The sequence below is a fragment of the Streptomyces sp. RK9 genome (genome assembly GCF_045070545.1).
Lineage (GTDB): Bacteria > Actinomycetota > Actinomycetes > Streptomycetales > Streptomycetaceae > Streptomyces > Streptomyces alboflavus.
The window spans coordinates 482,696-502,967 of record NZ_CP173705.1 but is presented as its reverse complement, the minus strand read 5'-3'; the positions used below and the strand labels follow the sequence as shown (position 1 = coordinate 502,967).

Genomic DNA, 20,272 nt, shown 5'->3' with positions numbered 1-20,272 from the left:
CCGAGTCAAGCGGGCGGCGCGGGCCCGGACCATCGCTCAGAAGCGCGGCCGCATACGCGTGCGTCTGCACCACCCCCGGTGGCAGGGGTTCCGGTGGCGCCCGTGGGCGGGCACTGTAGGGGGTACGGCACTCACCGGCACACCCCGAGGGCGGTGAAAGGCGCATGGTGTTGGGTGCGACTACCAAGTCCGCGACCCCTGCTGCGTACCACTCCGCGTTCCACGAACTCCGCTTCGACGCCGGCCGGCCCTGCCTCGACCTCGTCGCCACCGCGCACCCGGTGGAGCGCATCGGCGACGTCCGGCGGCTGCGGGCCTGGCTGGCCGGAGCCGGCCTGGTCCCGCAGGGCACGCCGCTGCCCGGGGCCGACGTGACCTGGCTCGCCGCCTTCCGGGAGCTGCGCGGCCAGATCGCCCAGCTGGTCCGCGCCGAGCTGGCGGGACGCCCCGCCGACGCCGCCCTGGCCCGCGTCAACGCCCTCGCCGCCGCGGCCCCGCCCGCCCCCCGCGCCGTCCGCCACCCCGACGGCACCCTGACCCGGGCCCTGCACGGCACGCCCGGCCGCACGGCGCTGCTCGCCGCCGTCGCCAGGGACGCCGTCGAGCTGCTCACCGACCCGGTGGCCCGGTCGCTGCTTCGCCAGTGCGCGGGCGACAACTGCGCCATCGTCTACTTGGACACCTCGCGCGGACGCCGCCGCCGCTGGTGCTCCAGCGAGGTGTGCGGCAACCGGGAGCGGGTGGCGCGGCACCGGCGGCGGGCGGCACTGGCCCGGGCCTGACCGGTACGGCGCCCTCCGGCCCGTGGGGAGCTGGCCCCGGCCTGCCCCGTGGGGAGCCCGCCCGGCCGGGAACTTTCATGCCCACACCGGGACATCCCGCACTCCCGCCAGGAATTCCGCGCCCTCCGTTGAACGGACCCCGGCCCCGGTCCGTACGTCCAGGGTGACCAGCCGACAGGGCCGACCACGCGGAGAGCACGGCCGACATGGGCAGCCGAGACGAACAGCGGACAGCGGAGGCAGACGTGCGCAAGGATTCCGCCGTGGCCGATGAACGCCCGCACCGACGACATCGACTGACGCCGACTTCCGTGCCGGGGCCGGACGAGGAACTCATGCGCGCGCTCTACCGTGAGCACGCGGGACCACTTCTCGCCTATGTGCTCCGGCTGGTGGCGGGAGACCGGCAGCGCGCCGAAGATGTCGTACAGGAAACGCTCATCCGTGCCTGGAAGAACGCCGGTCAGCTCAACCGAGCTACCGGTTCGGTACGCCCCTGGCTGGTGACGGTCGCGCGCCGCATCGTCATCGACGGCCACCGCAGCCGGCAGGCCCGGCCGCAGGAGGTCGACCCGTCGCCGCTGGAGGTCATCCCCGCGGAGGACGAGATCGATAAGGCGCTGTGGCTGATGACGCTGTCGGACGCGCTGGAGGACCTGACTCCCGCGCACCGGGAGGTACTTGTCGAGACCTACTTCAAAGGGCGTACGGTCAATGAGGCGGCCGAGACGCTGGGCATACCCAGCGGGACAGTGCGCTCGCGGGTCTTCTACGCGTTGCGCTCGATGAAGCTTGCGCTCGAGGAGCGGGGGGTGACGGCATGAGCACGCCGTACGACGCATACGGCTTCGACGGCGGTGGTTCCGGCTCCGGTCCCGGCGACGTGCACGAGACCGTCGGCGCCTACGCGCTCGGGATCCTCGACGACGCCGAGGCCACCGAGTTCGAGGCGCACCTCGCGGGCTGCGACTTCTGCGCGCACCAGCTGGAGGAGTTCTCCGGCATGGCGCCGATGCTCGCGGCCCTCGCGGACTTCCCCGGCGCGGATGCCGGCGGCGCCGACGTCGGCGGTGCGGCGCCCTTCCCGGCGCCCGCGGCCCACGGCCCGCTGCGGGGCGTCCCGCAGATCGGCGAACAGCTCGCCGCCCGGCCGAGCCCGCGGCTCGCGGACCGGCTGGTGGACGAGGTCGCGGTCAAGCGCGCCCAGCGGCGCAGGCGCGGCATGTACCTGGTCGCGGCGGCGGCCGCGCTGATCATCGGCGGCCCGCTCGCGGTCTTCGCGGTCAGCGACGACGACGGCGGCACGAAGGAGGTGGCGGGCGCCGACCCGCACCCCACCTCGCCCGCCGAGGACGCCTTCTTCAACCACATGGACGACAAGATCGCCGCCACCGACCCCAAGACCAAGGTCACCGCGACGGTCGGCACCGAGAAGAAGGCCTGGGGCACGCACACGGTCCTTGAGCTGAAGAACGTCAAGGGCCCGCTGAAGTGCTCGCTGATCGCGGTCGGCAAGGACGGCAAGAAGGAGACCGTGACGACCTGGTCGGTGCCCCAGTGGGGCTACGGCATCAAGGACAGCCCGCACCAGGCCGCGCAGAACCCGCTGTACGTGCACGGCGGCGCCGCGTTCGACCGCGACGACATCGACCACTTCGAGGTGCGCACGTTCGACGGCGAGCGGCTGGTCGAGGTGGACGTCTGACCGACGCCGTGACGGCGGCGCACGGCCCGACGACTGCACAACCGGGGTCCCTTTCGCGTACGGTGGACGGCTGCTCAATACGGGCAGCAGCACGTCAGGAAAGGGGCCCCGGTGGCCGACGTACGCGAGCGCGAGATCAGCGTCGAACAGGAACACCTCGACCAGGTCTACCGCCGCCTCGAAGAGAAGATCCACGAGGCCGAGTTCCTGATGAACGACGCGGCCAAGCGGTCCCAGGTGGGCACACCGGGAGCGCTGGCCGAGCGGGACGCCCAGGTCTTCCGCGCGGGCGTCCATCTCAACCGGCTCAACAACGAGTTCGAGGACTTCCTCTTCGGCCGTATCGACCTGTTGCTCGGCAAGGACGGCAAGAAGGGCCCGGACGGCGCGTACACCGCCGTGGAACCGGCCGAGGGCGCGGTGCGCACCGAGGAGTCCGGTACGTTCGCCGACATCGCCGAGACCCTGCACATCGGCCGCATCGGCGTCCTGGACGCGGACTACTCGCCGCTGGTCATCGACTGGCGCGCGCCCGCCGCCGCGCCGTTCTACCGCTCGACCCCCGTCGACCCCGGCCGGGTGGTGCGCCGCCGCGTCATCCGCTCCAAGGGCCGCAAGGTCCTCGGCGTCGAGGACGACCTGATGCGCCCGGAGCTGACGGCGTTCCTGAACGGCGAGGAGCTGCCCGTCATCGGCGACGGCGCCCTCATGGCCGCGCTCGGGCAGGCCCGCAGCCACTCCATGCGGGACATCGTGGCGTCCATCCAGGCCGAGCAGGACATGGTGATCCGGGCGCCCGCCGCGTCGGTGACGTACGTGGAGGGCGGCCCCGGCACCGGCAAGACGGCCGTCGCCCTGCACCGCGCCGCGTACCTCCTCTACCAGGACCGCCGCCGCTACGCGGGCGGCATCCTCATCGTCTCCCCGACCCCCCTCCTCGTCGCCTACACCGAGGGCGTCCTGCCCTCACTCGGCGAAGAGGGCCAGGTGGCCATCCGCGCGGTCGGCTCCCTGGTCGACGGCACCGAGTCCACGGTCTACGACACCCCGGCAGTGGCTCGTGTCAAGGGTTCGTCGCGGATGCTGAAGGTGCTGCGCAGGGCGGCACGGGGGGCGTTGGAAGCAGATGCCGCCCCCGCTGTGGGCAGCTGGCCCGCCCAGAGGGCGGAACCCGACCCAAAGAGAGCGGACCCGCACCCGCCAACGGCGAACACCCACCAACTCGCCTTCGGCGAGGAAGCCCCCGAAGCCGAAGGCGAGGCGAGAGGGCGCCCGTCCACCCCCACCCGCCTACGCGTAGTCGCCTTCGGCCGCCGCCTGGAGCTGGAGGCCGACCAGCTGAACCGAATCCGCCAGACAGCCCTGAGCGGAACCGCCCCGGTCAACCTCCTCCGCCCCCGGGCGAGAAAGCTCCTCCTGGACGCCCTCTGGGCCCAATCCGGCGCTGCCGGAAGACACGACGACCCCGAACTCGCCGCCGAACTCCGCTCGTCCTTCGACGACGACATCACCTCCGAGGACGACTTCATCGCGTTCCTGGAAGCCTGGTGGCCCGAACTCACCCCGCGCGCCGTCCTGACGGCGATGGGCGACGAACGCGCCCTGAACCGCTGGGCCCGCCGGATCCTGAACCCCGGCGAGGTCCGCAAGGTCGCCCGCTCCCTGCGACGCGACGCCCTGTCCGTGCACGACGTGGCGCTCCTCGACGAACTGCAGGCGATCCTCGGCACCCCGCACCGCCCCCGCAAGAAGAAGGACCTGGACCCGCTCGACCTGCTGACCGGCCTGGACGAGCTGATGCCGCAGCGCGAGGAGTCCCAGCGCGAGCGCGCCGAACGCCTCGCGGCGGAGCGCACCGAGTACGCCCACGTCATCGTCGACGAGGCCCAGGACCTCACCCCCATGCAGTGGCGCATGGTGGGCCGCAGGGGCCGGCACGCCACGTGGACGGTCGTGGGCGACCCGGCGCAGTCCTCCTGGTCCGACCCGGACGAGGCGGCGGCGGCCCGCGACGAGGCCCTCGGCACCCGCCCGCGCCGCCGCTTCACGCTCACCGTCAACTACCGCAACCCGGCCGAGATCGCCGACCTCGCGGCGAAGGTCCTCGCCCTTGCCATGCCCGGCTCGACGGCCCCCTCGGCGGTCCGCTCCACCGGCATCGAGCCGCGTTTTGCGACAGTGAACAAGGGCCAGGGCGCCGGGGGCCGCGACCAGGACCTCGGCGGGGCGGTGCGCGAGGAGGCGGCGCGGCTGCTGGACCGGGTCGAGGGCACCGTCGGCGTCGTGGTGGCCATGAGCCGCCGCGAGCAGGCCGCGCGCTGGCTCGCCGGGCTCGGGGCCCGGGTGGTGGCGCTCGGCAGCCTGGAGGCCAAGGGCCTGGAGTACGACGCGACGCTGGTCGTGTCGCCCGCCGAGATCGCCGACGAGTCCCCGGCGGGCCTGCGCGTCCTGTACGTGGCGCTGACCCGCGCCACGCAGCAGCTCACGGTCCTTTCGGGGGAGCGCGACGAGCCGGACGGCCAGGGCGTGCCGGACCTGCTGCGGGAGTGAGCGTCACGGCGGCGCGCCGTGGGCCGCCGGAGTTTGTGCGGGACGGGAATTGCCTTACGGGGATCGTTTGTTACCGTTGATGTGGCACCGGCTCGATCCAAGCCCCCGGGCCCAACCTTCGTCGCTACGAGCGACCACTTGCCGCGAGGCGAGCATGGCGGGTCGGTGTCATGAACGTACGAGAGGTCCACGTCATCCGTGACGTGGACCTCTCTTCGTTTCTCCGGCACCCCTTCCCGTGACCCCCAACTTCTCGTATGGTGGAAGTCGTTTTCCGAAAGCACGGCGGCAAGTCCGTGAACAAAACGTCCGCAATCCGGGGCGGCTACCACGTACTCAGGGGTAGGTGCGACGATCGGACGGCAACAGCTACAAGGTGAAAGCAGAGGAAGTCCGCCATGGCAACGGCGCCCAGCGTCTCCTACTCGATGACGGTCAGGCTGGAGGTGCCCGCGAGCGGAACCGCGGTCTCCCAGCTCACCACGGCCGTGGAGTCCTCCGGCGGCTCGGTCACCGGCCTCGACGTCACGGCGTCCGGCCACGAGAAGCTCCGTATCGACGTCACCATCGCCGCGACCTCCACCGCGCACGCCGACGAGATCGTCGAGGAGCTGCGCGGCATCGAGGGCGTCACCCTCGGCAAGGTCTCCGACCGTACGTTCCTGATGCACCTCGGCGGCAAGATCGAGATGCAGTCGAAGCACCCCATCCGCAACCGCGACGACCTGTCCATGGTCTACACCCCGGGCGTCGCCCGCGTGTGCATGGCGATCGCCGAGAACCCCGAGGACGCGCGCCGCCTCACCATCAAGCGCAACTCCGTTGCGGTCGTGACGGACGGCTCCGCGGTGCTCGGCCTCGGCAACATCGGCCCGAAGGCCGCGCTGCCCGTGATGGAGGGCAAGGCCGCCCTCTTCAAGCGCTTCGCGGGCATCGACGCCTGGCCGCTGTGCCTGGACACCCAGGACACCGACGCCATCGTCGAGATCGTCAAGGCCATCGCCCCCGGCTTCGCGGGCATCAACCTGGAGGACATCTCCGCGCCGCGCTGCTTCGAGATCGAGGCCCGCCTGCGCGAGGCCCTCGACATCCCCGTCTTCCACGACGACCAGCACGGCACCGCGATCGTCGTGCTCGCCGCCCTGACCAACGCCCTGCGCGTGGTGGGCAAGGGCATCGGCGACGTGCGCGTGGTCATGTCCGGCGCCGGCGCCGCCGGTACGGCCATCCTCAAGCTGCTGCTCGCCGCGGGCGTCAAGCACGCCGTCGTCGCCGACATCCACGGCGTCGTGCACGCGGGCCGCGAGGACCTGGTGGCCGCCGCGGCCGACTCGCCGCTGCGCTGGATCGCCGACAACACCAACCCCGAGGGCGTCACCGGCACCCTCAAGGAGGCCGTCGTCGGCGCCGATGTGTTCATCGGCGTATCGGCCCCGAACGTGCTCGGCGGCGACGACGTGGCGGCCATGGCGGACGACGCCATCGTGTTCGCGCTCGCGAATCCGGACCCCGAGGTCGACCCCGCAATCGCCCGCCAGACGGCGGCAGTTGTGGCCACCGGACGGTCCGACTTCCCCAACCAGATCAACAACGTCCTGGTGTTCCCGGGCGTCTTCCGCGGCCTGCTCGACGCCCAGTCGCGCACGGTCAACACGGAGATGATGCTGGCCGCGGCCACCGCCCTGGCCGACGTGGTCACCGAGGACGAGCTGAACCCGAACTACATCATCCCGAGCGTCTTCAACGACAAGGTCGCGGGCGCGGTCGCCGGAGCGGTGCGCAGCGCCGCCAAGGCCGCCGGGGTGGCTGTGACGGGTACCACGGCCTGACAGCACGGCGCGTCGCGGAACGCGGCGCCGACAACGGCCCTCTAGGGTGGCGGGACGCGGGCCGCAGGGCCCGCGCGGCCCGACCGCCCCCTTCAGGGGCCCTGCGCCGGCCCACGCCGGTCCGTCAGGGCATGCGGTCCGGCACCGGGAGCGGACGGAGCGTCACCATTTCGAGGCAACCGCCGAGAAACGGCGCTTTTCGTGTGACTCCCACGGGTGCCGGATTGGCTTTCCCGCCGCAGGTGGGGGCAGGATGCGTCTCTGGGCGCGAGGGTCTGACGTCGGACCCGGGTCCGGGGCCCGCCTGAGGACCCTGGCAGCATCGGCTTCGCTGTGCCCGATATGCGGCTCCGCCGCGAGGCACGCCTCAACAGCAAGAAGAACACGGGAGTACAAACATGAACCGCAGTGAGCTGGTGGCCGCGCTGGCCGACCGCGCCGAGGTGACCCGCAAGGACGCCGACGCCGTGCTGGCCGCGTTCGCCGAGACCGTCGGCGAGATCGTTGCCAAGGGCGACGAGAAGGTCACCATCCCCGGCTTCCTGACCTTCGAGCGCACCCACCGTGCCGCTCGCACCGCCCGCAACCCGCAGACCGGCGAGCCGATCAACATCCCGGCCGGCTACAGCGTCAAGGTTTCGGCGGGCTCCAAGCTCAAGGAAGCGGCCAAGGGCAAGTAAGCAGGCCTCTGGCCCTGTGCAGCGCGAAGGGCGGCCACCTCGTGTGGGGTGGCCGCCCTTCGCGTTGTTTTTTGTCTGCGGCTGGGTTGTGGCTGGTCGCGCAGTTCCCCGCGCCCCTTACGGGGCGCGGCCCCTGCGGTCAGCCGATGGCCGCCTTGCCCGGCAGCTCGACCTTCGCGCCCAGCTCCACGAGCTTGTCCATGAAGTTCTCGTAGCCGCGGTTGATCAGGTCGATGCCGTGGACGCGGGACGTGCCCTGGGCCGCGAGGGCGGCGATCAGGTACGAGAAGCCGCCGCGCAGGTCCGGGATGACCAGGTCGGCGCCCTGGAGCTTGGTGGGGCCGCTCACGACCGCGGAGTGCAGGAAGTTGCGCTGGCCGAAGCGGCAGTCGGAGCCGCCCAGGCACTCGCGGTAGAGCTGGATGTGGGCGCCCATCTGGTTCAGCGCGGAGGTGAAGCCGAGCCGGGACTCATAGACCGTCTCGTGGACGATGGACAGGCCCGTGGCCTGCGTCAGGGCGACGACCAGGGGCTGCTGCCAGTCGGTCTGGAAGCCGGGGTGGACGTCCGTCTCCAGGGCGATGGACTTCAGCTGGCCGCCCGGGTGCCAGAAGCGGATGCCCTCGTCGTCGATCTCGAAGGCACCGCCCACCTTCCGGTAGGTGTTCAGGAACGTCATCATCGAGCGCTGCTGGGCGCCGCGGATGTAGATGTTGCCTTCGGTCGCCAGCGCCGCGGACGCCCACGAGGCGGCCTCCAGGCGGTCCGGCAGGGCGGCGTGGTTGTAGCCGCCGAGCTTGTCGACACCGGTGATCCGGATGGTCCGGTCGGTGTCCATGGCGATGATCGCGCCCATTTTCTGCAGGACGCAGATCAGGTCCTCGATCTCGGGCTCCACCGCGGCGTTCGAGAGCTCGGTCACACCTTCGGCGAGCACGGCGGTGAGCAGGACCTGCTCGGTGGCGCCCACGGAGGGGTACGGCAGCTTGATCTTGGTGCCGCGCAGGCGCTGCGGGGCCTGCAGGTACTGGCCGCCCTCACGCTTCTCGATGGTCGCGCCGAACTGCCGGAGCACCTCGAAGTGGAAGTCGATCGGCCGGCCGCCGATGTCGCAGCCGCCGAGGCCCGGGATGAAGGCGTGCCCGAGGCGGTGCAGGAGCGGCCCGCAGAACAGGATCGGAATGCGGGACGAGCCCGCGTGCGCGTCGATGTCGGCGACGTTCGCGCTCTCCACGTGCGAGGGGTCGAGCAGCAGCTCGCCCGGCTCCTCACCGGGGCGGACCGTCACACCGTGCAGTTGCAGCAGGCCGCGTACGACGCGGACGTCGCGGATGTCCGGGACATTGCGCAGCCGGCTCGGAGCGCTTCCGAGCAGGGCGGCGACCATGGCCTTGGGCACGAGGTTCTTCGCGCCGCGGACGCGGATCTCACCCTCCAGCGGGGTTCCGCCATGGACAAGCAGTACGTCTTGGGTGCCGGTGACGGTCATGAATCTCGCGTTCCGATGAGGTGGACGGGGGGACCAAAGGGCCAAGCGTAATGGCCGCGTACCCCCCTCAAGTAAGCCCGAGGGGGCCTCAGACACGTCATGACTCCGCAACAACACGAACCGTGCGGAACCGGACGCTCACGGTCACGGGGGCGATCGGCCGTCCCACCGGGCCCGGCAGCCGCTGAGCTGCGTTCCCGTCCGTCGGTCGATTGCCTCCCCGCGGGGGCCCGGGATGCGGGATCATGTCTGGCATGACCGAGGTGTCCTCGCTCACAGGGCGGCTGCTCGTGGCCACGCCGGCCCTGTCGGACCCCAATTTCGACCGCGCGGTGGTGCTGCTCCTCGACCACGACGAGGAGGGCTCCCTCGGCGTCGTCCTCAACCGTCCGACGCCCGTGGACGTGGCGGACATCCTCGACGGCTGGGGCGACCTCGCGGGCGCCCCCGGCGTCGTCTTCCAGGGCGGCCCGGTCTCCCTCGACTCGGCTCTCGGCGTCGCCGTGATCCCCGGTGAGGAGGGCCCCCTCGGCTGGCGCCGCGTGCACGGCGCGATCGGCCTCGTCGACCTGGAGGCCCCACCGGAACTCCTCGCCTCCGCCCTCGGCAGCCTGCGCATCTTCGCGGGCTACGCCGGATGGGGCCCCGGCCAACTGGAGGACGAACTGGTCGAGGGCGCCTGGTACGTGGTCGAGTCCGAGCCGGGCGACGTGTCGTCGCCGGACCCGGAACGCCTGTGGCGAGCGGTCCTGCGCCGCCAGCGCAGCGAACTCGCCATGGTGGCGACCTATCCGGACGACCCGTCGCTGAACTGATCCGCCGGGTAAGTTCCAGCCTCTCTGACGGCGCGTTGATGTGCGGGGTAAGTCTCAGCCCCTCCGGCGTTTGAGGAGCGGGGTCTGGGGGCGGAGCCCCCAGCTTCGGGAAGGGGCGGGATCGGGGAAGGCCCCGCAGGGCTACCCACCCCGCACCTGCAAATACCGCTCAGCCAACGGATGCGCGTCCCGGGCCGGCACGGCCAGATGGACGGCGACCGGCGGAGCGTTCTTCAGGCGTACGTAGCGCAGCCCCGGATGCGAGTGCCGCCGAGCGACCGGCTCCGGCGCGACCCCGACCCCGTGCCCCGCGACCACCGCCTCCATCCACTCGTCGAAGTTGTCGGCGGTACAGGCGAGCCGCGGCCGCCGCCCGACGGGCCACAGATCGGGCCGGGTCGTCCCGGTGACGGTGTTCACGACCAGAGGCACCGCCGCCAGCTCGGCCCAGTCGACGACCCGGCGGTGCGCCAGGTCGGCGGAACCACGGGCGACGACGGCGATGCGCGGCTCGTACAGGAGCACCCGGCTGCGGATCGCCATGCCCGACGGAATCTCCCCCCGTACGACCGCGATGTCGCACACCCCCGACGCGAGCCCGGCCAGCGGCTCGGAGCGCCGCACAAGGCGCACCCCCGCCCCGGTCTCCGCCCTGAACGCGGCGGTGAGCGGCCCGCAGGCCTCCGGCAGGAGCGAGGTGAAGCCGAGCCGGAGCAGCGGGGGCCCGCCACGGGCGGCGCCGAGGGTCGCGTCCAGGCGGGAGAGCAGCGGCCCCAACTCGTCGCGCAGGCGGCGGCCGGCGTCGGTGAGGTCGACGCTGCGGGTCGTCCGGTCCAGGAGCCGCGCGCCGAGGGCCTCCTCCAGGGCGCGCACCGTGCGCGTCAGCGCGGGCTGGCCGATCCGCAGGACGGCGGCGGCGTGCGTGAAGCTCAGCTCGTCGGCGACGGCGAGGAAGGCGCGCAAGTGGCGCAGCTCGACCCCGTCGGGGGCGGTCCCGGAGTCCGTTGCATTCATGCCTCCGGAGCATAAACGCACCTCCGTGGGCATTTCCCCGACGAACCGGAGACTGCCTACGTTTCTGTTCCGCGGCGCGCACCCGTGCCGCGGAACGGACGAAAGGAGTGGGGTGCGGTGCGCCGGACATGGCTGCTGATGCTGGGGGCCTTCACCTTGGGGCTCGACGCCTACGTCATGGCGGGGCTGCTGCCCGTGGTCGCGGACGACCTGGGGACGACCGTGTCCCTCGCCGGGCAGATGGTCACGGTCTTCACGCTCGCGTACGCGGTGAGCGCGCCGCTCGTCACGGGCCTCCTGGCGGGCGTGCGCCCCCGCGCGCTCCTCATCGCCTCGCTCGCCGTCTTCACCCTCGGCAACGGCGCGACCGCCCTCGCGCCGGGCCTCGCCGTGCTGCTCGTCTCGCGCGTCGTGGCCGGGGCGGGCGCCGGGGTCTACTCGGCGCTCTCCACGGCCGCCGCCGCGTCCCTCGCCGGTCCTGAGCGGCGCGGGCGGGCCCTCGCCCTGATCATGGGCGGCATGAGCTCGGGCACGGTCCTCGGCGTGCCGCTCGGGGTGCTGCTCGCCGACCACACCTCGTGGCGCTCGACCATGTGGCTGGTCACCGGGCTCGGCGCGGTGGCGCTCGTGGGGCTCGCCGTCGGCCTGCCGCAGGTGCCCGCCGCGCCGCCGGTGCCGGTGCGGGCGCGGCTCGGGGCGCTCGCCGACCGGGCCGTCCTGCCGGTCGTCGGCGTCTCCTTCCTGGGCGCGGTGTCGAGCCTCGGCCTCTACACCTACCTCGCGCCGGTCCTGGAGGCCGGCGGCGGTGTCGGCGAGGGCGATGTGGCGCCGTACCTCTGGGCGTGGGGGATCGGCGGGGTGCTCGGCAGTGTGCTCGCGGGGCCGCTCGTGGACCGGTGGGGGAAGCTGTACGCCCTGGTCGCGGGCCTGATGGCGGCCCTGGTGGTGGCGGAGCTCGCCGTGGCGCCCCTCGGCGCGGCGGCCTTCCCCGCGCTCGTGCTCTGGGGCGCGGTGGGCTGGGCCCTGCAAGTGCCGCAGCAGCACCGGCTGTTGGCGCTGTCGGCCGAGCGCGGCACGGTGGCGCTCGCCCTGAACAACTCCGCGCTCTACCTCGGCAGCGCCGTCGGCTCCGGCGCCGCGGGGCTCGCCCTGTCGGCAGGCCTTGGCGCGGACGCGCTGCCGTGGGTGGCGGCCGGGGTGGCCGCGCTGGGGCTCGCGCTGCACCTTCTGGCGGCGCGTGCGCGGCGCACGGGGCCGCAGCCGCAGGGCTCGGACGGCAGCCGCTGCCAGGACGCGCCCGGCGTGAGTACCCTTGGCACCTATGAGCACTCTTGAGCCCGAGCCCGAGCGCGGGGCAGGTACGGGGACCCTCGTAGAGCCGACGCCACAGGTGTCGCACGGTGACGGCGACCACGAGCGCTACGCGCACTACGTCCAGAAGGACAAGATCATGGCGAGCGCGCTCGACGGTACGCCCGTCGTGGCGCTGTGCGGCAAGGTGTGGGTCCCCGGCCGCGACCCGAAGAAGTATCCCGTCTGTCCCATGTGCAAGGAGATCTACGAGTCCATGGGGGCCGGTGGAGACAAGGACAAGGGCGGCAAGGACGGCAAGAAGTAGCGTCGTCTGGGGCTTCGCCCCTTTCCCCCTCTCTGGCGCTTCGCGCCTCGTCCTCAAACGCCGGACGGGCTGACACAGTCCCGTTCGGCGTTTGTCGTCCCGGGGGCCTTCTCGGCGGCGTTGCAGGGCCCGCAACGGCCCTTTTGTCACGTGCAATCGCGTGGCAGCCTCAGTCCATGACCTTTGAGCAACTGATCCCGGCGCCCGCACGCGCCGAGGAGCACAGTGGTGGCGGATTCGTTCTCGACGCGGCGACCACGCTTTGGGCGGGGGCCGGTACGGAGGGCACGGAGCGGTGGTTGCGGGGCACTCTGGGGGGTGCGTTGCGACTGCCGCTGGCGCCCGGAGCCGAGGGTGCGCCGGGGAGTGTCTCGCTGCGCGTCGACGGGGATCTCGAGGCCGAGGCGTATCGGCTGACCGTCGCCGCCGACGGGGTGGAGATCCGGGGCGGGAGTCCGGCGGGTGTCTTCTGGGGCGCGCAGACGCTCCGTCAGCTGCTCGGCCCCGACGCCTTCCGGCGGGCGGCCGTCAGGCCGGGGCAGGAGCGTGTCGTCCCGGCGGGCGTCGTCGAGGACGCGCCGCGGTTCGGCTGGCGCGGCATGATGCTGGACGTGGCCCGGCACTTCATGCCGAAGGAAGGCGTGCTGCGGTATCTGGACCTGCTCGCCGCGCACAAGCTGAACGTCTTCCACTTCCATCTGACGGACGACCAGGGCTGGCGCGTCGAGATCAAGCGGTATCCGAAGCTCACCGAGGTCGCGTCCTGGCGGTCGCGCACCAAGTGGGGGCACCGGGCGTCGGAGTTGTGGGACGAGAAGCCGCACGGCGGGTTCTACACGCAGGACGACATCCGCGAGATCGTCGCGTACGCCGACTCCTTGCACATCACCGTCGTGCCGGAGATCGACGTCCCCGGCCACTCGCAGGCGGCCATCGCGGCCTACCCCGAGCTGGGCAACACCGACGTCATCGACACGGCCGCCCTCGGGGTGTGGGACTCGTGGGGCGTCACGCCCAACGTGCTCGCGCCCTCCGACACCACCCTGCGGTTCTACGAGGGCGTGTTCGAGGAAGTGCTCGACATGTTCCCGTCGACCTTCATCCACGTCGGCGGCGACGAGTGCCCCAAGGAGCAGTGGAAGGACTCGGCGGCCGTCCAGGAGCGCATCGAGCAGCTCGGGCTCAGCAACGAGGACGAGTTGCAGAGCTGGTTCATCCGGCACTTCGACAAGTGGCTGTCCGCGCGCGGGCGTCGGCTCATCGGCTGGGACGAGATCCTGGAGGGCGGGCTCGCCGAGGGCGCGGCGGTGTCGTCCTGGCGCGGCTACGGCGGCGGCATCGCGGCGGCCCAGGCGGGCCACGACGTGGTGATGTGCCCCGAGCAGCACGTCTATCTGGACCACCGGCAGCACGGCGGTCCCGACGAGCCGGTGCCGATCGGGTTCGTCCGCACCCTGGAGGACGTCTACCGCTTCGAGCCGGTGCCGGACGACCTGACCGCGGACGAGGCGAAGCACGTGCTCGGGACGCAGGCCAACGTGTGGACCGAGGTGATGGAGTACCACGGCCGCGTGGACTATCAGGTCTTCCCGAGGCTCGCGGCGCTCGCGGAGGTCGCCTGGCGCACGCTCCCCGCGCCCGCCGAGCGCGACTTCGCCGATTTCGAACGGCGAATGACCGCCCACTACGCCCGACTTGACGCCCTCGGCGTCGACTACCGCCCGCCGGGCGGCCCGTTGCCGTGGCAGAAGCGTCCCGGAGTGCTCGGACGCCCGATCGAGGGGGCGCCCCCAAACGTGTGAGGTGACGCCCCGAGCGCGTGCTCCCGGTGGTCCGCGGTGCGACCGTGGGCCACCAGGAGGAAGCCGTACAAGGATCACCGAAGGGTGGCAATTCCCGCTGATCGGCGAGGGAGTGCGAAAACGGCATATCCCCCGGGTCTGCGGACGAACGTCTCCTAGCGGACCCCCGCGCCGGGGCCCGGTGAAGATGTGCCAGAGTTGCCACGTCCGGGTTGTGAGCACGTACCGTACGGCGGAACAGGCGTAACGGTGAGAACGGCGCGCAAGCTGCCGGGCCATCGGGAAGGGGCAGCCGGTTTTGACCACGCACGCACCGCGGGCGGCGCAGGGGGCGCAGTCTGTGACGCTGCCTGTCACGCTCGACGAGGCCGTCGCGGCGCTCGCCGCCGTGCCCGCAGCCGTGCCCGTCGCGGGCGGCACGGACCTGATGTCGTCGGTCAACGCAGGCCAGCTCCGCCCCGCGGCCCTCGTCGGCCTCGGCCGCATCAGCGAGATCCGCGGCTGGCAGTACCAGGACGGGCACGCGCTCCTCGGCGCCGGCCTGACGCACGCCCGCATGGGCCGCCCCGACTTCGCGGCGCTCATCCCGGCGCTCGCCGCCGCCGCGCGCGCCGCGGGACCGCCGCAGATCCGCAACGCGGGCACCCTCGGCGGCAACATCGCCTCGGCCGCGCCCGCCGGTGACTCGCTGCCCGTACTCGCCGCGCTGGAAGCCGTGTTGATCATCGCGGGCCCGGGCGGCACCCGCCGTGAGGTCCCGGTGTCGCACCTGCTCGCGGGCATGGAGATGCTGGCGCCCGGCGAATTGATCGGATTTGTCCGCGTGCCGCTGCTGCACGCCCCGCAGGTCTTCCTGAAGGCGACCGGACGCACCGGACCCGGCCGCGCGACCGCGTCGGTCGCCCTGGTGCTCGACCCGGCGCGCAGGGGCGTGCGATGCGCCGTCGGCGCCATCGCGCCGATGCCGCTCAGGCCCCTGGAGGCCGAGCAGTGGGTGGCCGGACTCATCGACTGGGACGGCGAGCGCGGTCTGGTGCCGGAGGCCCTGACGGCCTTCGGCGAGTACGTCGCCGCGGCGTGCATCCCCGACCACCCGCCCGCCGAGGACGGCACCGCGCAGCCGCTGCCGCCCGCCGTACTGCACTTGCGGCGCACCGTCGCCGCGCTGGCCCGACGAGCACTGGGGAGGGCGCTGTCGTGACCGACGGTCAGAGGAATGGAGCGGGCGGCTGGCAGCCGCACCCGCAGGGCGAGTACGACGCGGACGCCACCGCGTTCGTGCAGCTCCCCGAGGGCGCGGCCGACGCGGTGAGCACACCGCTCGCCGCCCCCGGACACGGCTACGTACCGCCGCAGATAACGGTCACGCCGACGGCCCCCGACGCCACCGACCCGGCCGCCACGGGCGCGTGGGTGCTGCCGCCCGAGGTGACCGGTGTCGCGCACACCGGTGTCACGCACACCGGTGGGGCGACGCAGGCCGTGAGCTGGCCGGACCCCGGCACGCAGCTGGGCACCCACCAGGAGCAGCAGTTCCCGGCCGAGCCGCAGGTCCCGGACGCGTACGACCCGCGCGCCACCGGCCAGTGGACCTTCCCGGACGCCGTCACGCCCCCGGAGCAGAACGGCGGCCAGGGCGGTGTCCAGAACGGGCACGCGCCCGCCGCGCACGACGTGACCGGGCAGTGGTCCATCCCCGTCGCCGACGGTGACCTGCCGGAGGAGTCCGGCGAGTACTCGGCGTCGTCGCTCGCCGCGGATGGGGTGTCCCCTGCTCGAACGGAGTTGAGAGCTTGGGGAGGGGGTGGTGCACCGCCGCCCGCGACGCTGCCCGGTGGCGCGCCCGCGCCCTGGGCCACGTCGTGGCCGACGCAGGCCCCGGAGGCGCCCCAGGTTCCGCAGGCCCCGCAGCTTCCTCAGGTCCCTCAGGCCCCGGAGCTTCCGCACGCCCCGGAGGCGCCCCAGGCGTCCCCGTACCCGGCCGCGCAAGCGTTCGTGGAGCAGGCGCCCGCAGGGCCGCCCGCCCCGGCCCCGGAGGCCGCCCCCGTGCGGCCCGCGCGCGTCGCCGAGGAGACCCCCTTCGAGCGGACCGCGAAGCTGTTCGTCGTCAAGCAGCGCCCGGACGGGTCTCTCGCGCCCTCGGGGGGCCCGGGTGACGTGACAGACGCACCGGACGCCCCGCACGCACCAGACGCCCCGCACGCACCGGACGTATCAGATGCACCGGACGCATCAGGCATGCCGGGTGTATCGGTTGCGCCAGGCATGCCGGACGCGTCGGGCGAAACGGTCAACCCGGTCGATCCGGCCGCCCTGGAAGGCGACTTCGGCCCGCAGGCCGCGGCGTCCGCGCACCTCGCGCCGACCGCCGACCCCCACTACGGGGCGGACCCCGCGTACGACGAGAACGCGTTCGACGGGAACGCGCGGTACGACGAGGACGCGTCCCTCGGCGGGAACGCCTCGTTCGGCGGGAACGCGCACTTCGACGCGCACGCCGCGCAGTCGGCGGGCCTCGCCCCCGCGCCCGGCTTCCCGCACACCGTGGACGCTGTGTACCCGGCGGACCCGGTGGACCCGGCGCACGCCACCGACCCCTCGTACGACCTGGACCCGGCCCTCGCGCCGCACCCGGCCCACCCGGCGGAGCCCGCCGCCGACCCCGCCCACCCGGCGGCCGTCGCACCGGCGGTCCCGCCCCACGAGGCCGACCCCGCGCACGTACCGGCCCCCGCGCGGGCGGCGGACCCCGCACCGGCGCCCGCGCAGGACCACGCGGCCGAGGCGATCCCCGCCGCGGCCCCGGACCCCGCCCCCGTACCGGAGCCGGACCCCGCCCCCGAGGCGGACCACACTCCAGACCCCGGGCCCGCGGCCGCGGACCAGGCGCCCGAGGCGGACGACGCGCCGGAGACGGACGACCCCGCCGAGGCCGACCAGGACCCCGACGCGGAGCACGCGCCCGAGGTCGACGCCGCCGCCGTCGCCGAGGCCGGCCTCGCCGCCGACACGGCCCCCGTCGAGGCCGACGACCCGGTCGCCCCTGCGGCCGACGCCCCGGACCACGCGCCGGAGCCGGACGCCCCGGCCCACGACGAACACCCCCTCGTCTCCTACGTCCTGCGGGTCAACGGCGCCGACCGGCCCGTCACCGACGCCTGGATCGGGGAGTCCCTGCTGTACGTGCTGCGGGAGCGGCTCGGGCTCGCGGGGGCCAAGGACGGCTGCTCGCAGGGCGAGTGCGGGGCCTGCAACGTGCAGGTGGACGGGCGGCTCGTGGCCTCCTGCCTGGTGCCCGCGGCCACCGCTGCGGGCAGCGAGGTGCGCACCGTCGAGGGCCTCGCCGTCGACGGCCGCCCCTCGGACGTGCAGCGCGCGCTCGCCAACTGCGGGGCCGTGCAGTGCGGCTTCTGCGTGCCCGGCATGGCGATGACCCTGCACGACCTCCTCGAAGGCAACCCGGCCCCCAGCGACCTGGAGACGCGCCGCGCGCTCTGCGGCAACCTGTGCCGCTGCTCCGGCTACCGGGGCGTGCTCGACGCGGTCCGCGACGTGGTCGCCGAGCGCGAGGCGAAGGGCGCCGCGGCCGAGCAGGCGGACGACGCCGACACCGGCGGACCCCGCGTACCGCACCAGTCGGGGCCCTACGGCCAGGACGGAGCCCAGGCGTGAGCAACGAGACAGCCGCCGCGCCGGGCGCCGAGCAACTGCCGCACGGCATCGGCTCCTCACTGCCGTCGGCCGAGATCAGGGCGAAGACGGAGGGCACGTTCCCGTACGCCTCGGACCTGTGGGCCGAGGGCCTGCTGTGGGCGGCCGTCCTGCGCTCCCCGCACGCGCACGCGCGCATCGTGTCCATCGACGTCACGCACGCCGAGGACATGCCGGGCGTCCGCGCCGTCGTCACCCACGAGGACGTGCCGGGCAAGCCGAGCCACGGCCGCAAGACCGCCGACCGGCCGCTGTTCGCGTCCGACGTGGTGCGCCACCACGGCGAGGCCATCGCCGCCGTCGCCGCCGACCACCCGGACACGGCCCGGATGGCCGCCGCCGCGATCATCGTCGAGTACGAGGTCCTCGACCCGGTCACCGACCCGGAGCAGGCCTTCGAGGCCGCGCCGCTGCATCCCGACGGCAATCTGATCCGGCACATCCCGCTGCGCCACGGCGACCCCGAGGCGGCCGGTGAGGTCGTCGTCGAGGGCCTGTACCGCATCGGGCGTCAGGACCCGGCGCCCATCGGCGCGGAGGCCGGGCTCGCGGTGCCGCGCCCGGACGGCGGCGTCGAGCTGTACATCGCCTCGACCGACCCGCACGGCGACCGCGACATGGCCGCCGCCTGCTACGGCCTCGCCCCCGAGCAGGTCAAGGTCGTCGTCACCGGCGTGCCCGGGGCCAGCGCCGACCGCGAGGACGCCAGCTTCCAGCTGCCCCTCGGCCTGCTCGCGCTGCGCACCAGCCGCCCGGTCAAGCTCACCGCGACCCGCGAGGAGTCCTTCCTCGGCCACGCCCACCGCCACCCGACCCTCCTGCGCTACCGCCATCACGCGGACGCCGAGGGCCAGTTGGTGAAGGTGGAGGCGCAGATCCTGCTCGACGCGGGCGCCTACGCGGACACCTCCGCCGACGCCCTCGCCGCGGCCGTCTCCTTCGCCTGCGGCCCCTACGTCGTCCCCCACGCCTTCATCGAGGGCTGGGCGGTCCGCACGAACAACCCGCCGTCCGGCCACGTGCGCGGCGAGGGTGCCCTCCAGGTCTGCGCCGCCTACGAGGCGCAGATGGACAAGCTCGCCAAGAAGATCGGCGTCGACCCGGCCGAGCTGCGGCTGCGCAACGCCCTCGCCACCGGCGACATCCTGCCCACGGGCCAGACCGTGACCTGCCCGGCCCCGGTCGCCGAACTCCTCGGCGCCGTCCGGGACTTCCCCCTCCCCGGGCTGCCCAAGGACACCCCGCAGGAGGACTGGCTGCTGCCCGGCGGCCCCGAGGGCGCGGGCGAACCCGCCGCCGTCCGGCGCGGCGTCGGCTACGGCCTCGGCATGGTCCAGCTCCTCGGCGCCGAGGGCACCGACGAGGTGTCCACGGCCACCGTGAAGGTCCACGACGGCATCGCCACGGTCATCTGCGCGGCCGTCGAGACGGGCCAGGGCTTCACGACCCTCGCCCGGCAGATCGTCCAGGAGACGCTCGGCATCGACGAGGTCCGGGTGGCCCCGGTGGACACCGACCAGCCCCCGGCCGGGCCGAGCTGCCACGGCCGGCACACCTGGGTGTCGGGCGGTGCCGTCGAACGCGCCGCGAAGATGGTCCGCACCCAGCTCCTCCAGCCCCTGGCGCACAAGTTCGGCATGTCCACCGAACTGCTCCAGATCGCCGACGGCAAGATCACCTCGTACGACGGAGTGCTCTCCACCACCGTCGAGGAGGCCATGGACGGCAAGGAGCTGTGGGCCACCGCGCAGTGCCGCCCGCACCCCACCGAGCCGCTCGACGCCGACGGCCAGGGCGACGCCTTCGTCGGCATGGCCTTCTGCGCCATCCGCGCGGTCGTCGACGTCGACATCGAGATCGGTTCCGTACGGGTCGTGGAACTCGCCGTCGCCCAGGACGTCGGCCGCATCCTCAACCCCGCGCAACTCCGCGTCCGCATCGAGGCAGGCGTCACCCAGGGCGTCGGCGCGGCCCTCACCGAGAACCTCCGCACCCCTCGCGGCCTCGTCCGCCACCCCGACCTCACCGGCTACGCCCTCCCCACCGCCCTCGACGCCCCCGACATCCGCATCGTCAAACTCGTCGAGGAACGTGACGTGGTCGCCCCCTTCGGCGCGAAGGCCGCGAGCGCGGTACCGGTGGTGACCTCCCCGGCGGCGATCGCGGCGGCGGTACGGGCGGCGACGGGCCGCCCGGTGAACCGCCTGCCGATCAGGCCGCAGGCGGCGGTGGGGGCGGAGCTGGCGTGAGGGGCCTTGGCGCGTCCGGCGCTGGGTG

The 20,272-nt window shown here is 73.3% G+C and carries 15 protein-coding genes; 13 read left to right on the top strand and 2 right to left on the bottom strand.

Features of this window, described 5'->3' with window-relative positions; translation table 11 throughout:
• Positions 1–164 precede the first annotated feature (164 nt).
• The 6 genes from AB6L24_RS39735 to AB6L24_RS39710 all read left to right on the top strand — a co-directional run bounded on the left by AB6L24_RS39735 (position 165) and on the right by AB6L24_RS39710 (position 7,546).
• Positions 165–782: a CGNR zinc finger domain-containing protein gene (locus AB6L24_RS39735; RefSeq protein ID WP_405664404.1), complete on the top strand. Its 618-nt coding sequence runs from the start codon at positions 165–167 to the stop codon at positions 780–782.
• Positions 783–988: 206 nt separating this feature from the next.
• Positions 989–1,606 (top strand): sigma-70 family RNA polymerase sigma factor, encoded by a 618-nt coding sequence (locus AB6L24_RS39730; protein WP_289950216.1) that lies wholly within the window; start codon positions 989–991, stop codon positions 1,604–1,606.
• Positions 1,603–2,487, top strand: a complete 885-nt coding sequence (locus AB6L24_RS39725; RefSeq protein ID WP_405664403.1) for an anti-sigma factor family protein — start codon at positions 1,603–1,605, stop codon at positions 2,485–2,487. The genes AB6L24_RS39730 and AB6L24_RS39725 overlap by 4 nt, the downstream gene beginning before the upstream one ends.
• A 111-nt stretch (positions 2,488–2,598) precedes the next feature.
• On the top strand, positions 2,599–5,037 hold the full coding sequence (locus AB6L24_RS39720) for a HelD family protein (protein WP_405664401.1): 2,439 nt from the start codon (positions 2,599–2,601) through the stop codon (positions 5,035–5,037).
• 398 nt (positions 5,038–5,435) lie between these two features.
• A complete protein-coding gene (locus AB6L24_RS39715) occupies positions 5,436–6,866 on the top strand; it encodes an NAD-dependent malic enzyme (RefSeq protein WP_087884325.1) in 1,431 nt (476 codons plus the stop codon).
• A 398-nt stretch (positions 6,867–7,264) separates the two neighbouring features.
• Entirely contained in the window at positions 7,265–7,546 is a 282-nt protein-coding gene (locus AB6L24_RS39710; protein ID WP_016645140.1) for an HU family DNA-binding protein, read from the top strand.
• 139 nt (positions 7,547–7,685) lie between these two features.
• Here the strand turns inward: AB6L24_RS39710 and murA are convergent, their stop codons facing one another.
• A complete protein-coding gene (murA, locus tag AB6L24_RS39705) occupies positions 7,686–9,035 on the bottom strand; it encodes a UDP-N-acetylglucosamine 1-carboxyvinyltransferase (protein ID WP_405664399.1) in 1,350 nt (449 codons plus the stop codon).
• Positions 9,036–9,289: 254 nt separating this feature from the next.
• On the opposite strand from murA, the gene AB6L24_RS39700 reads away from it, so the two are divergent.
• Positions 9,290–9,850, top strand: coding sequence for a YqgE/AlgH family protein (locus AB6L24_RS39700; RefSeq protein ID WP_190113989.1), 561 nt, complete (start codon positions 9,290–9,292; stop codon positions 9,848–9,850).
• 141 nt (positions 9,851–9,991) lie between these two features.
• Here AB6L24_RS39700 and AB6L24_RS39695 read toward each other — a convergent pair whose 3' ends face one another.
• Positions 9,992–10,864 (bottom strand): LysR family transcriptional regulator, encoded by an 873-nt coding sequence (locus tag AB6L24_RS39695; RefSeq protein WP_405664397.1) that lies wholly within the window; start codon positions 10,862–10,864, stop codon positions 9,992–9,994.
• Between the two features lie 117 nt (positions 10,865–10,981).
• On the opposite strand from AB6L24_RS39695, the gene AB6L24_RS39690 reads away from it, so the two are divergent.
• The 6 genes from AB6L24_RS39690 (at position 10,982) to AB6L24_RS39665 (ending at position 20,244) form a co-directional block, all read left to right on the top strand.
• Positions 10,982–12,199 carry an MFS transporter gene (locus AB6L24_RS39690; RefSeq protein ID WP_405664395.1) on the top strand — a complete coding sequence of 406 codons (1,218 nt, stop codon included), beginning with the start codon at positions 10,982–10,984 and terminating at the stop codon, positions 12,197–12,199.
• The gene (locus AB6L24_RS39685; RefSeq protein WP_033263869.1) at positions 12,186–12,482 is read left to right on the top strand and encodes a DUF3039 domain-containing protein; all 297 of its coding nucleotides are present in this window, start codon (positions 12,186–12,188) and stop codon (positions 12,480–12,482) included. The genes AB6L24_RS39690 and AB6L24_RS39685 overlap by 14 nt, the downstream gene beginning before the upstream one ends.
• A 176-nt stretch (positions 12,483–12,658) precedes the next feature.
• Positions 12,659–14,284 carry a beta-N-acetylhexosaminidase gene (locus tag AB6L24_RS39680; RefSeq protein ID WP_405664393.1) on the top strand — a complete coding sequence of 542 codons (1,626 nt, stop codon included), beginning with the start codon at positions 12,659–12,661 and terminating at the stop codon, positions 14,282–14,284.
• Positions 14,285–14,582: 298 nt separating this feature from the next.
• Positions 14,583–15,485, top strand: coding sequence for an FAD binding domain-containing protein (locus AB6L24_RS39675; RefSeq protein ID WP_405664391.1), 903 nt, complete (start codon positions 14,583–14,585; stop codon positions 15,483–15,485).
• Positions 15,482–17,956, top strand: a complete 2,475-nt coding sequence (locus AB6L24_RS39670; RefSeq protein WP_405664389.1) for a 2Fe-2S iron-sulfur cluster-binding protein — start codon at positions 15,482–15,484, stop codon at positions 17,954–17,956. Before AB6L24_RS39675 ends, AB6L24_RS39670 begins: the two co-directional genes overlap by 4 nt.
• The gene (locus AB6L24_RS39665; RefSeq protein WP_405664387.1) at positions 17,953–20,244 is read left to right on the top strand and encodes a xanthine dehydrogenase family protein molybdopterin-binding subunit; all 2,292 of its coding nucleotides are present in this window, start codon (positions 17,953–17,955) and stop codon (positions 20,242–20,244) included. Before AB6L24_RS39670 ends, AB6L24_RS39665 begins: the two co-directional genes overlap by 4 nt.
• Positions 20,245–20,272 lie beyond the last annotated feature (28 nt).

What these genes read in the sequence shown, in the direction of transcription:
- AB6L24_RS39715 (WP_087884325.1), top strand. Translation starts at nt 5,436, where the DNA reads ATGGCAACGGCGCCCAGCGTCTCCTACTCGATGACGGTCAGGCTGGAG.
- AB6L24_RS39730 (WP_289950216.1), top strand. Translation starts at nt 989, where the DNA reads ATGGGCAGCCGAGACGAACAGCGGACAGCGGAGGCAGACGTGCGCAAG.
- AB6L24_RS39680 (WP_405664393.1), top strand. Translation starts at nt 12,659, where the DNA reads ATGACCTTTGAGCAACTGATCCCGGCGCCCGCACGCGCCGAGGAGCAC.
- AB6L24_RS39700 (WP_190113989.1), top strand. Translation starts at nt 9,290, where the DNA reads ATGACCGAGGTGTCCTCGCTCACAGGGCGGCTGCTCGTGGCCACGCCG.
- AB6L24_RS39725 (WP_405664403.1), top strand. Translation starts at nt 1,603, where the DNA reads ATGAGCACGCCGTACGACGCATACGGCTTCGACGGCGGTGGTTCCGGC.
- AB6L24_RS39735 (WP_405664404.1), top strand. Translation starts at nt 165, where the DNA reads ATGGTGTTGGGTGCGACTACCAAGTCCGCGACCCCTGCTGCGTACCAC.
- AB6L24_RS39695 (WP_405664397.1), bottom strand. Translation starts at nt 10,864, where the DNA reads ATGAATGCAACGGACTCCGGGACCGCCCCCGACGGGGTCGAGCTGCGC.
- AB6L24_RS39685 (WP_033263869.1), top strand. Translation starts at nt 12,186, where the DNA reads ATGAGCACTCTTGAGCCCGAGCCCGAGCGCGGGGCAGGTACGGGGACC.
- murA (WP_405664399.1), bottom strand. Translation starts at nt 9,035, where the DNA reads ATGACCGTCACCGGCACCCAAGACGTACTGCTTGTCCATGGCGGAACC.
- AB6L24_RS39710 (WP_016645140.1), top strand. Translation starts at nt 7,265, where the DNA reads ATGAACCGCAGTGAGCTGGTGGCCGCGCTGGCCGACCGCGCCGAGGTG.